Annotated in this window: 9 protein-coding genes; 3 read left to right on the forward strand and 6 right to left on the reverse strand. The window is 50.7% G+C overall.

The genetic code is table 11. The features are described 5' to 3' along the window. Positions 1-90 precede the first annotated feature (90 nt). The 3 genes from gatA (at position 91) to R3B84_03275 (ending at position 4664) form a co-directional block, all read left to right on the forward strand. A complete protein-coding gene (gene gatA, locus R3B84_03265) occupies positions 91-1569 on the forward strand; it encodes an Asp-tRNA(Asn)/Glu-tRNA(Gln) amidotransferase subunit GatA (GenBank protein ID MEZ6139569.1) in 1479 nt (492 codons plus the stop codon). A gap of 10 nt (positions 1570-1579) precedes the next feature. After that, positions 1580-2071, forward strand: a complete 492-nt coding sequence (locus R3B84_03270) for a metallophosphoesterase family protein (GenBank protein ID MEZ6139570.1) — start codon at positions 1580-1582, stop codon at positions 2069-2071. A 133-nt stretch (positions 2072-2204) separates the two neighbouring features. Next, positions 2205-4664, forward strand: coding sequence for an SUMF1/EgtB/PvdO family nonheme iron enzyme (locus R3B84_03275; protein ID MEZ6139571.1), 2460 nt, complete (start codon positions 2205-2207; stop codon positions 4662-4664). Positions 4665-5606: 942 nt separating this feature from the next. On the opposite strand, the gene R3B84_03280 is transcribed toward R3B84_03275, so the two are convergent. The 6 genes from R3B84_03280 to R3B84_03305 all read right to left on the reverse strand — a co-directional run bounded on the left by R3B84_03280 (position 5607) and on the right by R3B84_03305 (position 13414). Then, the gene (locus R3B84_03280; protein MEZ6139572.1) at positions 5607-6530 is read right to left on the reverse strand and encodes a transposase; all 924 of its coding nucleotides are present in this window, start codon (positions 6528-6530) and stop codon (positions 5607-5609) included. A gap of 26 nt (positions 6531-6556) precedes the next feature. Continuing rightward, positions 6557-7009, reverse strand: a complete 453-nt coding sequence (locus R3B84_03285) for a hypothetical protein (protein ID MEZ6139573.1) — start codon at positions 7007-7009, stop codon at positions 6557-6559. A gap of 153 nt (positions 7010-7162) precedes the next feature. After that, entirely contained in the window at positions 7163-7771 is a 609-nt protein-coding gene (tnpA, locus tag R3B84_03290; protein MEZ6139574.1) for an IS200/IS605 family transposase, read from the reverse strand. A 4-nt stretch (positions 7772-7775) separates the two neighbouring features. Continuing rightward, on the reverse strand, positions 7776-8948 hold the full coding sequence (nagA, locus tag R3B84_03295) for an N-acetylglucosamine-6-phosphate deacetylase (protein ID MEZ6139575.1): 1173 nt from the start codon (positions 8946-8948) through the stop codon (positions 7776-7778). A 309-nt stretch (positions 8949-9257) separates the two neighbouring features. Beyond that, positions 9258-11030 (reverse strand): PQQ-binding-like beta-propeller repeat protein, encoded by a 1773-nt coding sequence (locus R3B84_03300; GenBank protein ID MEZ6139576.1) that lies wholly within the window; start codon positions 11028-11030, stop codon positions 9258-9260. A gap of 32 nt (positions 11031-11062) precedes the next feature. After that, positions 11063-13414, reverse strand: a complete 2352-nt coding sequence (locus tag R3B84_03305) for a PQQ-binding-like beta-propeller repeat protein (protein ID MEZ6139577.1) — start codon at positions 13412-13414, stop codon at positions 11063-11065. Between the last annotated feature and the right edge of the window lie 2 nt (positions 13415-13416).

Raw genomic sequence — 13416 nt, forward strand, 5'->3', positions numbered from 1 at the left:
TACGCACCAAATTGGCCGATGTGGGAGGCGATTTCTACCATAACTGTTGCAGTTTTTCAGCCACTTGCTGCTTGAACCGATGAGAATTTAATGAGTTTAATTGAAACGACCGCGACCGAACTGTTGAAACTGCAAGCCAGTGGTGCTGCCAGTTCACTGGATATTACCAAAGCATTTCTGGCACATATCGACCAGCACGAAACTCGCATTCAGGCGTTTATGCACGTCGACCGCGACGGTGCGGTTGCTCAGGCAGAGGCAATCGATGCCAAACGCAAGCAGGGCAAGCAGTTAGGGAAACTGGCCGGCGTGCCGATCGCCATCAAAGATGTGCTGTGTACCCACGGCAAGCCGACTACCTGTTCCAGCAAAATGCTGCAGAACTTTCGCCCCCCGTACAACGCCCACGTGATTGAACGGTTGCAGGCAGAAGATGCGGTGATTATCGGCAAGACCAACATGGACGAATTCGCCATGGGGTCTTCCACCGAAAACAGTGCCTACCACACCACCCGCAATCCGTGGGATACCGACCGCATCCCAGGTGGTAGCTCTGGTGGGTCTGCCGCAGCCGTCGCGGCCTGTTTCGCACCCTTTTCGCTGGGCACCGATACGGGTGGCTCAATTCGTCAACCTGCCAGCCTCTGTGGTATTGTGGGACTGAAACCCACCTACGGGCGAGTTTCGCGATACGGTCTGATTGCATTTGCCAGTTCGCTCGATCAGGTGGGGCCTTTTACCCACGATATAGCCGATTGTGCCCTGCTTACGGAAGTCATTGCAGGCCACGATTCCCGCGACAGTACGTGCGTCTCGCAACCTGTACCACAATATTCCAATACATTCGATCAACCATATCGCAATATTACAATTGGTATTGCCAAGGAATATTTCGCAGGTGGCCTGGATGCCGAAGTGGAACTTGCCGTGCGAGCAGCCCTGCAGGTATACGCACAGCAGGGTGCGACAATTAAAGAAATCTCACTTCCCACAAGTCCTTACGCAGTAGCCACTTACTACATTGTGGCCACCGCAGAGGCTTCCAGTAACCTGGCACGTTACGAGGGGATGCACTACGGCTATCGAACTCCCAGTGCGAAAGCAGAGCACCTGGATCTGATCCAGACCTACAGCCGCACGCGGGCAGAGGGATTTGGCAAAGAAGTCCAGCGACGCATCATGCTGGGCACCTATGTGCTGTCCAGTGGCTATTACGATGCCTACTATCTGAAAGCCTTGAAGGTGCGTCGGCTGATCAAGAACGATTTTGACAAAGCATTTGCGGAATGCGATGTGATTATTGGCCCCACGGCACCTTCGGCAGCGTTTCGCATTGGGGAAAAAACCGCAGACCCACTGGCGATGTACCTATCCGATATTTACACAATCAGTTGTAATCTGGCAGGGATTGCCGGCATGAGCATTCCGTGCGGCTTCACCAGCACCGGCCTGCCAATTGGCTTGCAATTACAGGTGCAGTCGTTTGAAGAAGAAAAACTCATGCGCATCGCACGGATGTACGAGCGTGAGACTCAGTGGCACCTGAAACGCCCAAAACTAACCCCATGAGACCGATCCGATGCGGTTAGGAATCATTTCTGATACGCACGACCAGTTGGAACGCACGCAACGTGCGATAGCCGCACTGTTGGAAGCGGGTGCGACCCATTTTTGCCACTGTGGCGATTTTTGCTGTGGGGAAATTCTGGAACTGTTTTCTCCCCACTCCACGTGGTATGTGTATGGCAATAACGACGACTACATCATCCCACGGTTAATGGAAATCTCGGCAGAATATCCCAATCTGATCAGCCTGCAGTGGGGCGGCATCTTTGAACTGGCAGGAAAACGGATCGGCGTCACTCACGGCCACCTGTTGAAGGAAGTGAAAGCCCTGTTGCAGGCAAAGCCCGATTTTCTGCTCTCGGGACACTCCCACATCGCCAACAGGTGGGAACAGGATGGCGTGCAGCGAATCAACCCAGGGGCCATCTTCCGCGCCCACCCATTTACCGTGGCCGTTCTGGACCTGGAAAGTGGCACCACCGAGCAGATCGTGGTTGGGAAGTAAATCCGCATAACTGATTGTCAGAAAAGACCTTGCAACGATTTCCACAGAATTAAGCCTAATTTTTCATTTTTTGCAAAATATTTCATAGTACGGCACGAAATACAATTTAATTCCCGTTCATCGAGGTGCGTCCATGTTTCTGGCGTCATTAGCTGCGGTCTTTCAAGTTGCCAGTTCCGTTGCGGAAATTGTCAAAGGGGGGCAGTTGTGCGTCAAAGCTGCCCGCTACTGTTATGGCAAAATCTTTAACAATCCTGAAGAAGTTCTCATTTCTAACGCCTTGTCCGCAGATATCGTTGAGGAAGCCCCCAGCACACCTCCGATGGAAGGTCCGTTGGATTTCGAACTGGAAATTCGTCACAAGCAGGAAATCAATCAGGCACTGGCTTCAGATCTGACAGCCCTGGCGATGATGACCGATGAAGAGATTGAAGAGAAAGCCAAAGCGGTGGTCGAAGAACAGTTGCCGGATAAATCACCGGAATTCAAAGAAGAGGTTACCCAGTTTCTGAAGCAGGTGCCAGAACGCATTCGCAACAACTTGAAGCGCCCGGAAGACCCCAGCGGCACCACCGTGCCGATGAACTGGTCAGTCGAACAGCCAGAAGATCTGGAAGGTTTTATTCCGCCGCACTTCCCGAGGATGAAGAAAGGCCAGCAACCGCCGAACAACAATAAATATGTGCTGCTCGAACGCAAAGGAATCGGCGGTTTTGGCGAAGTCTGGATCGCGAAACACACCGATATTGAGAATCGATACAGCGTTTTCAAGTTCTGCCTCGATCCGATCTCCCAGATGCGGTTGTTTAAGCATGAACCCAAAGTCATCAATCAGGTGATGAACGAACTGGATCATCCCAATATTGTGAAACTGGAAAATGTCGATTTCAATCGCGAAGCCCCCTGGTTGCAGTACGAGTACATTTCCGGTGGGGAATTGCATCGCCTGCTGGATAACTGGCCGCAGGACATGGAAGAGCGGGCCCGCAATGCCGTTGCCATCGTGCGGCTATTGGCCGATACGATCGCGGAATGCCACGAACTGGACCCGGCGGTCGTCCATCGCGACTTAAAGCCCAGTAATGTACTGATTGCACCATTAAAGCGCAAACGAACCACGGGCGAACCACAGAACATCCTCGAAGCTCTGAACATCACGCTGAAGATTACCGACTTCGGGATCAGCGAAACGCTGGCCCGCCGATCGATGGAAGATTCACGCTCCACCGTTTCATACATGAAGCAATCGGCAACCATGATTCTGCGGCATGCCCACACCCCTACGTATGCCTCGCCCCAGCAGAAAGAAGCCAACGACCCGCACCCCGCAGATGATGTCCACGCCCTTGGGGTCATTCTGTATCAGTTGTTGATGGGCAGTTTCGATATTGCCCTGGGTGTGGATATGTGGGACGACCTGAAAGAAAAACATGTCTGCAAGGCGTTGCTCCATCTGCTTTCCCGCGCGGTAGCCTACCGCCAGGAACGACGTTACCAGAATTGCCGCGAACTGGTAGATGCATTAGACCGCTTGCCGGAAAAACTGTCCGAAGTGCACGAGAGCCCCGAACAAATTGTTGCACGGGAAAAACAACGCCGCGAGCAGTGGGAAATCGAACGCAAAAGGCTGGAAGCTGAACTGCACGAGAAGAGCCAGGTCGAAATGGCCCGACTGGAAGCCGAGCGGGCTGCACTGGCAAAACGCGCCGAAGAAACTGTGAACAAATTGCACCGAGACCGCTTGAACCGAAGCATTCTGGAAGCAGATGAAAAGAATGCGGAAGCCCGCTCGCTGTTCAACCAGAAGAATTACGCGCAAGCGAAAAAGATTCTGGATACCATCGATCACGAACGCTTGCGTGACCCGAGACTGTATCAATTGGTTTCATTTTATGTCGAAGGTAAACGCTTTAAGAACAGCATTGGTATGGAATTCTGCTGGGTGCCACCGGGTACCTCCTGGTTAGGCGGCGGGGGTGGTACTGTCGGACAGAACAAGTTTGTACTGAAAGAAGGGCTCCTGTGCGGCACGTATCTGGTAACCCAGGGCGAATGGGAAGCAGTGATGGGTAACAATCCCAGCCACTTTAAGGGCAGCAAACGGCTTCCTGTGGAGAGTATCAGTTGGGATAAAATTACAAAAGAGTTTCTGCCGAAGCTGAATGCGAAGTGCAAGGCCGATGGCTACATCTATCGGCTTCCCACCAGTGAAGAATGGGAATATATCGCCCGTGGTGGGCCGATTACGCAGGAGCAAAGCAAGTTCCACTACTACTTTGCGAAATCGAAAATGGACCTGACGCCCAATCCCACGAATGAATTAACTTCCGCTCTTGCCAATTTTGATGGCAGTGGATTGGACAAAACCACAGAAGTGGGGAGTTATTTGCCCAATCCACTGGGTATCTATGATATCGTAGGGAATACTTGGGAATGGACGGAGACTGCATCGGGTTCTGTCCGTGTTCGCCGTGGCGGCAGTTATTTCCTCTCCGCTGGCAACTGCGTTGCTTCTTACGTCCCCACGTACGCACCGGTCAGCAGGTATGACCTCCTTGGCTTCCGTGTCCTCGCAGTTCCGTTAGAAGAGTAGGCAGGTCAAACAGAACAAGTTAAGCAAGTGCCTTTCGCGAGCGAGTGGAACGAGTGAGCCAAGGGGTACAGGGGCATAGTCCCTGTATTTTATTAATAAAATAACTATTTGAATGTTAAAATTTTATACTTTTTCATTAACTGAATCTGAGAAATTTGAAAATGTAGTTAATCAATTTTTAAGTACACATCGGGTAATCAGTGGATGATGCAAAAATAAGACGGCCTTACAGGCCTTCGGTGATGAAAGACTTGAATCCTGGCCCTCACGGACCAGGCTGTTCCTAGACGGCACTTCGTGCCTGAAGCAGTAAAATGCAAATCGTGTCCGTTTCGACCTGGAAGGCAGTTGCTGCCACAATCAAGACGGCCTTACAGGCCTTCGGTGATGAACACCTTGAATCCTGGCCCTCACGGACCAGGCTAAGCCTAGACGGCACTTCGTGCTTGAAGCAGTAAAATGTAAATCATGTCCGATTCGACCTGGAAGGCAGTTGCTGCCACAATCAAGACGGCCTTACAGGCCTTTGGTGATGAAAGACTTCAATCCTGGCCCTCACGGACCAGGCTAAGCCTAGACGGCACTTCGTGCCTGAAGCAGTAAAATGTAAATCATGTCCGATTCGACCTGGAAGGCAGTTGCTGCCACAATCAAGACGGCCTTACAGGCCTTTGGTGATGAAAGACTTGAATCCTGGCCCTCACGGACCAGGCTAAGCCTAGACGGCACTTCGTGCCTGAAGCAAAGAGCATCAAATTTTCCACGGCTTACAGCCTCAGGTATGTTAAATTGCACGTTTTGCTGTAACACACTTGTTCATCTAACCATTTTTGGACGGCTGATCGCTGTAAACGCGTCGGCTCACAATCACTTCTTCAGGCACGAAGTGCCGTCTAGGCACAGCCCGGTCCGTAAGGGCCATTGATGTGAAGGTCTTGGACATCATTTTTTTGCTCGCTTCATCACCCTAAAGACTGAATCGTGGCAAGTTGTCTGTTTCAGTTTTTGGGGTTTTGGATTTGGAATTTTTGTAGGATCTGTACGCCCTACTTTGCTTTTTGCCCACTTCTTTTTCCACAGATTGCCCAATAATTCAGTTAGTCTTTCTAATATCCCCACTTCTTGTTTGATCCCTTGAAGCAGCATCTGCACATCGCGCGTTCGAAGCAATCGCGTTGCGGCCATCACCTCATCTCGGATATCTCGCCAGAGCATTTCGCCAGATACTTCATCTATTTTCTTTCCGTTTCCGACCGAAATATGCCATTTGATTGCTTCTGTAATGTTAAATAAAATGAGGCAAAGCGATGCTTGTATTAAACCAGCCTCTGGACTGGTACCTATCAAGTGACGCAACTGAAACACTTTTGTAATCGTCGCGTATACACGCTCAATATCCCAACGATAGCGATATATCTCTGCGATGTCGTCTGCAGGGTATCGTTTCGAATCGGTCAGGTCTGTTAGTAGTTGTATCTGCACTTTATCGCGGATAATGCTCAGTCGGCGTACTGCGATCAATTTCGTATTCTTTTGACTTGTGATCCAGCCATGTTCTTCGATAAGTTTTCGGCCATATCGGTCTTTGCCAATTCTCGCTGGTTTTTCCGGATCTTGAATAAATTGGGTAATGCTTGCAACTCGTAAAACAAAATGGCACCCGTCATCCTTGATCATTGCAATATGCTTGTAGAAACCATAGCATCGATCCGCCACAATTAATTTCTCGCCGCAATGGTCTTTCAGCTGTTGCAAAAGTGGAGCTAACAAGCGTGTTTCACTTGCTTCTCCATCCAATTCCGAAGCCATTTCCATTACCAGACCAGTACTCAGATTCACTGCAACAAGTGCTTTCCCTCCAAGCAATTTTGATGCATTTTGCTTGCTTATTCTTAAAGGAAGAAGGCGCGCATCGTATGCTTAATTACTTTGCCATCAACGGCGACAACAGTAAGTTTGCAAAGAGATTTTGGTAATTTAGAAGTCATTTTTCTTGGCAAAAGCTTTGAAATAGCCCGATAGGAATGCGAAAGGAGCCCCGCCCCAACCTCTGGCGGCATATGCGCTAATTTGTCATAAAACGCTTTGAGCGATGTAGGCAATTCACCGTTTTCAGATGCATCGATCAGACGAGCCCTGGCAGAGTGATCGGGAGAAATCAGTGAATCTCGCAACAATTGGAAAAATGAAGAGAATGTCAAAATACGAGTGTAGGTGCGTCCACGATTTGATTGATAGATCGCTTCAAGCGTATTATTTTGGAAAATGTCATCAAGCATGAGGAAAGCGGCTTCGGCTAAAGGTAGGCGTGATAAAGCCTCTGAAGCGAATGAATTTGAAGTCATCTGTCAATCCTTGACAAAACATAAAACCTTACTCTTAAAGAACTTAGCCAAATCCTCCCAGCAGTTCAAGACCTTCACACCAATGGTCCGTAAGGGCCGGGTATCCGATAGCCCCCAATTTTCAAGGCCTGTAAGGCCGTATGACTTTGCGAATTACTCCCAAAGGTACCGTTCATCATAGTCCAATTTGTATTTTTTCAGGAAAGCGATTAACTCATCTTGAAAGGATACCTTTTGGTGATGCTGGGCCTGGTTCATGATGTACCTAGCCACCGCATTCACATTCGATTGACTCACTGAAAACACGGCATAACCCGCCTGCCAATGAAAAGTAGAAGATGGCTTGATCTGATCGTTCACCCATGCCGAAGAGGTCGATTTTATTTTGTTCAGTGCAGCAGAAACTGTTATTGTTCGATTCAATTGAAAGAGCATATGCACGTGATCTGATACACCATTCACAATATTGCAGGGACAATCTATCTTTTTGCTAATGCTTGAAAGCACATTGAATAATTCTTCTTGCCAATCTATCGAAATGATTGGTTGCCGATTCTTTGTTGAAAAAATGGCATGGAGGTAGATCGATGCTAGCGATTGTGGCATGGTTAACCTTTTAGACGGCCTTACAGGCCTTATTTTAATCGACAAACTAACCCTAGACCTCACGGCCTGGGCTGTTCCTAGACGGCACTTCGTACCTGAAGCAAGAAGCTTGATTCGTCCAATCAAACCATAAAGATGATTTCGAAATGTGCTCAAACATTTAAACCATTCGTTTGCCAGCAAGGTAGACCTGTTGCACATGAAAATCGTCGGACATTACCACCAGATCGGCGATTTTTCCGACTTCAAGACTGCCCAGTTGATCCCCAACTCCTGCAATCGTGGCGGGGGTCAGTGTGGCCATGCGGGTTACTTCCGGCAGGTGATCTGGCAGTGCCTGTAACATCGTGCGGAACATGTGATCCATCCCCTGCACGCTGGATGCGAGTGCGGAACCATCCAGTGTGACCCCCACGCCCGCGTGCTTTCGCACCACCTCGCCATTGGTGGTGTTGCCAAAAATGTATTCGCCATCCGGCATATCCATCGCCCGCATGGTATCGGTCACCAGGGCCAGACGGTCGGCACCTTTGCACTTCCAGGCCAGTTTCAGCAGTTCCGGTGCCAGGTGCTTGCCATCCGCAATCACTTCAGTGGTTAATTCATCGAAAAAGAGCGTCGCTTCCATCACCCCACCCCGCATCGGAAATGCCTGAGAAAGTCGCAGGCGGGCCCGATCCGACATGGCACAAAACAGGTGGTCGACGTGGGTGGCACCCCAGGAAATTGCCTCCTGAACCTGATCGAAGGTGGCGTGGGAGTGCCCGATATTGACCCGCACCCCACGTTCACGGCAGGCCAGGGCAAATTCCTTCGCCCCAGGCAGTTCCGGTGCCACCGTGGCAGACGTCATGATGTCGGCAAATGTGAGATATTTCTCATATTCTGGTGTTGTTGGGGGTCGCAGTGCCCCACCTGGGTGGCAGCCTTTCGCAGGTGGTGCGAAATAAGGACCATAAAAGTGGGCACCCAGCACACGGCACGCGGGGGATTCTGCCCGAAACTGCCTGGTGAGCCGGAGGAAATTCATAATTTCCTCATGATCTGCCACCGTGCTGGTGGGGGTCATGCTGGTCGTGCCATGTTCCAGGTGTGCCTGCAATACAGTCGCAAACGCCGTTTCGGTCCCATCCATAAAGTCGGCATTTCGCCCACCGTGGACATGCAGATCAACAAATCCCGGCAGCAGATAGTGGCCCGTCAGATCAACGGTCTGGTGGTCGGCAGGAGAATCATCGGAAATCGCCACAATGCGATCGTTTTCAATGGTCAGGGTGCCCGTTTTCACCACGTCGGGCAGGATGATTCGAGCACCAACAAAGCTGGTTTTCATGAAATTTCGTGTCAAAGAGTGCCTTCAAAGCTATTATCCGAAATTCGCTGAAAAATGCTCGAATGCTTTGCTCTCCCCCACCCACAATGAGGTAGTTGCGATGGCAAATTTTGACAGGTTTTGGAATGCCAATTCAAGTCTTTTGCCCTGGATTCCCGCGTTCGCGGGAATGACGGTTGTTGGCACAACTGTCTGATAAAAAGAAACAAACCACGGCAAACGCCGTCGGCTCAAAAAACCTCAGGCAAAAGAAAACCAAATGAGGCAAACGCAATTGGCACAATAATCTGTGACTGATGAAAGGATCCGTTACTTCTTAATCGCAAACAGGTTCTTTTCGGACATAATGTACAGCACACCATTGGCAATGATTGGTGTGCCACGGACGGTTTCGCCCACTTCGATTTTGGTCAGCAGAAACTTTGAAGCGATTTCTTTCTGAACGGCTTTCAATTTAGCATAGGCTGCCTTTTCACCCGCTCGCTTCTTGTCTTCTTCCTCACCTTCAGCTGCTTTCTGTACTTTCAGACCTTCTGCAGCCGCAATGTCCACTTCGTCGATTACTTCTGGTTTCTTGAAGTGTTTGAAAATGTAGACATCGCCATCTTCATTTGCCAGCATTACTTTGCCATCGACATAGTAGAACGAGCCCCAGATTGCAGACTTGGTATCGTACTGCCAGTATTTCTTGCCAGTATTGGCATCCAGGCAATGCACGTAACCAGCCAGTTCTGCAATGTAAATGATGTCATCGACAATGCAGGCGGTGCTCATGGTGCGGCCAAAGCTGTAGTCTCGCTTGGCGAATGGGCGGGTTTCCACACCACCATATTCCCAGATTGCCCCGGAATTGGGGTTGGGTTTGGTTTTGGCATCGGGGCCTGAACCGGAAATCAGCAATTCCCGAGAAATGTCGCCACGTTTGCTGGCATCGATACACCAGAAGTGGCCAATCCCTTCAAAGTGTTCCGGATCCTGGCCAGTGCCAATATAAACACGGTCTTTGTACACCACTGGTGTGCCGATGAAATCGCTCTTGGTGCCTTTGCCACCCAACTCATACAGCGAATCTTTCGGGTTGGCATCGAACTTCCACAGCACTTCGCCAGTTTCTGGCTTCAACGAATAGATCCAGCCATCGCCACCTGGGAAAATTACCTGCCCCTGCCCCTTAATGACACCGTAAGCGGGGTTGGCCCACTGACCGTGCATAATGTTACGGCCGGGGAGGTTGGATTTCCAAAGCAGTTTCCCGGTTGCTTTGTCCAACGCAATAAAGCTGGGAGCTTCCGGAAATGGAATGTTAATATGGTTTTCATCCACACCGTTCGCAGTAACGACAAAAATGATGTCGCCAACAATCAGTGGAGAGCAACAGGTCATATTGTGGGGGAACACGTTCAGGTCTTTCATCATGTCCACCTTCCAGATGAAGTCGGCATCGGTGGGGGACTGATATTTTTCATCTTTAATGCCGTCGTTGCCATTGGCGAGACCATTGACATCGGCACAGATCACCTGACATTCGTTTGAAGTGTAGTAGACGCGGTCGCCATCCACCACTGGTGTGGCACAAACACCTTCTTTCGGCCAGTCGTTCACCAGACCAGAAGGCAATTTGTCGTGCACTGCCTGCCACAGGAACTTACCGGTGGCTTCTTCAAAGCACATCAGGATCCCTTTGTCGATCGGTGGGCCTTCTTTTTCCCCTTCGACAGGTTTGGCACGATCCCGTTGGTTCCGTGGGCGTTCGTTGTTGGTTCCCACAAAGATTTTGCCACCGGAAATGGTGGGGCCACCATACGCACGCGAACCCAGTTCCATTGTACGGAGCACGCGATTCCCAAGAATCGTCCGCTCTTCATCTTCGGGATCTTTGGGGAATTCCGCGTTGAAGCCAGTTTCCTTGAGATTCACAAAGTTACGATCAAGCGTCCCACCAAACATCGTGTGATCAGTGGTGGCTTTTGCCTCTTCGGCAACCACAGTGCGATCCGATTGTAAATTGACATTTTGCCAGGCAAAATAGCCTGCAATGCCAAATACTGGCAGTAGCATTGCCAGGAGAAGTCGTTTTTTCATTATTTTCTCATCCTTATCTGGTTACCAGAAGATTACTTTCCGTTGGGTGTCAGTTTAATGTTGTCGAAATAGGCTTCCGCACCATTGAGCTGTTCATCCGCATTCGGAATATAGCCATAGATGGCAGCAGCGCCTTCGGTATTGGGCATGGGATCTTCAAACTCGATGGTCCATTTTTCGGGTTCTGGCTGGTCTTTTGGCCAGGCTTTGCCACGAACCATCGCCTTTTTGCCTTCGATCGTAACGGTCAGTTTCACGGTATACCATGTATCACCTTTCCAATCGAACGGTGCTTCCACATCGATCCGTGGCAGGGCTTCCCAGCAGATCAGCCGCACCGAGCGTTTGCCTTTGGCATCGGTTTTCCCGTCCAGGTAGAAGGTGTAGCGGTTTGCCAGCACGCCCGCATCGGGCAGCTTTTCACGCACTTCTTTGGCCATGATGTCTGCTTGAATGGTGTAGCCGGTGCTGCTGGGCTGGGTGAAGTAAGCATATGCCCGAGCCAATGGTGGGCGGGGGTTGTTATTGGTTTTGAAGAGCACTTTGTTACCATTCATTTCCACCACGCGGAATTTACCGCCCGTGTTTACCCAGCCACCAGGAATGGCAGCAACAGGCAGTTTTTCGAAATCCTGTGCATAAGGTGCATCCGTCAGCACCCGCACACGTGCGGTGGCGGTCAGGTTGCCCACTTTCGCCAGAACATAGGCACCCTGGTTCGGCTTCTTGGCGTTGACGGTAATTTTGCCTGTTGCCGAATCAATCGTTGCATCCAGCGCAGGTAGGCTGGATTTGCTGCCCGGAGGTGGGGGCGGCGTGGGTAACGACCAGGTGGCATCCAGTTTGGCCTGAGAAAGCAACTGGCCACGTGCGTTATAGCCACGCAGTTGGAATGCTACGGTATCACCAGGTTTTACCGTGACATCTGCCGGATAAACCTGTAGTTGAGCTACTGCATCATTGGGATCAATTGCCGGCTCTTCCAGCTTCAGAGGCTCGTATGGCTTGCCTTTCCATTTGGGGTCGCCAATACAGAAGGTTTCATCGCGTGTGGAGAGGTAGATACGACCATCCACAATCGCTGGCGTGGAGTGCACTTCCACCAGACCACTACCACCCGGAGGTGCCCGGAACTTGGTTTCGTGGGTATCTTCCGGTTCCTTTTTGCCATTCAATTGAATGATGTGGAAACGGGCATCGGGTGCGGTGATGAAAATCTTGTTATCCGCAATCACAGGTGCCCCACGGGAGAGGGTAGCGTAGTTGAACTTCCAGAGGAATTTGTTCGATTTATTGGATGTGGGCTTCTTGAAGATATCAAAACAGAACAATTTGCCTGCATCGTCTGGTACATAGAGCAGTTTGCCATCTGTTGCCAGCGAAGAAAGGCCAAAGCGGGTACCATCGCGGAATTCCCAAACCAGTTCTGGCTCGCCATCTTTTATTTTGGAAGCATCGACACAGATGACGCGACCCAGGTCGCCGCCACCAGGATTTTCCACACCGTGGGCCAACAGTACCAGATTCCCCACCACGACTGGTGAAGGATTAATGATCCCTTCGGCAAAATAGTAGCTCCAGATTCGCTTGCCGGTGCGTACCTGGAAGGCATGCAGGCAGCCATCCGCCCCACCAGAAAGGAGCAGACGTTCGCCATTGATCACGGCAATCACCGCATTACTGGCGTACGTGCCGAACAGGCGGGCCGTGGTATCGGACCACCATACGACTTCACCCGTATTCTGGTCGAAAGCAACGAAACGGTTCCCACCACGCCCACGATCGCCCCAGGCGGCATTGGCCATCCCAATGATCACTAGGCCGGAATCGCAGATCGGGCCGGAAACACGACCACCATAACCAGTGACACGACCAAATTCTTCGGTCAACTGGCGTTGCCAGACGGTTTCGCCTTTATCGTTGAGACACACCAGATAGCCACCGGTGGTGTGAAAATAGATCTGTTTTTTGACTGGATCGGCGGTCATGGGTGACCATGCCAGACGGTTGGTCACGATATCAGTCAGGTAGACGTTGAAAACGCGGCTCCATAGTTCTTTTCCAGTTGCCGCATCAAGACAGCTTACTTTTTCGCCGGTGAGCAGTTTTTCTGCCTGGGTCTGCACGCGGGGCACATCACCTTCGGCACCAAACAGGTATAATTTGCCGTCCATCACGATCGGTGTGGACCGTGAACCCATGGGGATCTTCCAGATCAGGTTTTCTTTCCCCACGCGACTGCCATTCCAATCATCCGGCAGGCCAGTTTCCGGCACAAAGCCGTTCTGATAAGGCCCACGCCAGTGAATCCAATCGGTGGACATGGCAGTACTGCTCAGGAACAGGAGAGCTATTCCGGAAAGCAGCCAACTTTTCTTCAACATTC

The organism is Zavarzinella sp. (assembly GCA_041399155.1).
Taxonomy (GTDB): domain Bacteria; phylum Planctomycetota; class Planctomycetia; order Gemmatales; family Gemmataceae; genus JAWKTI01.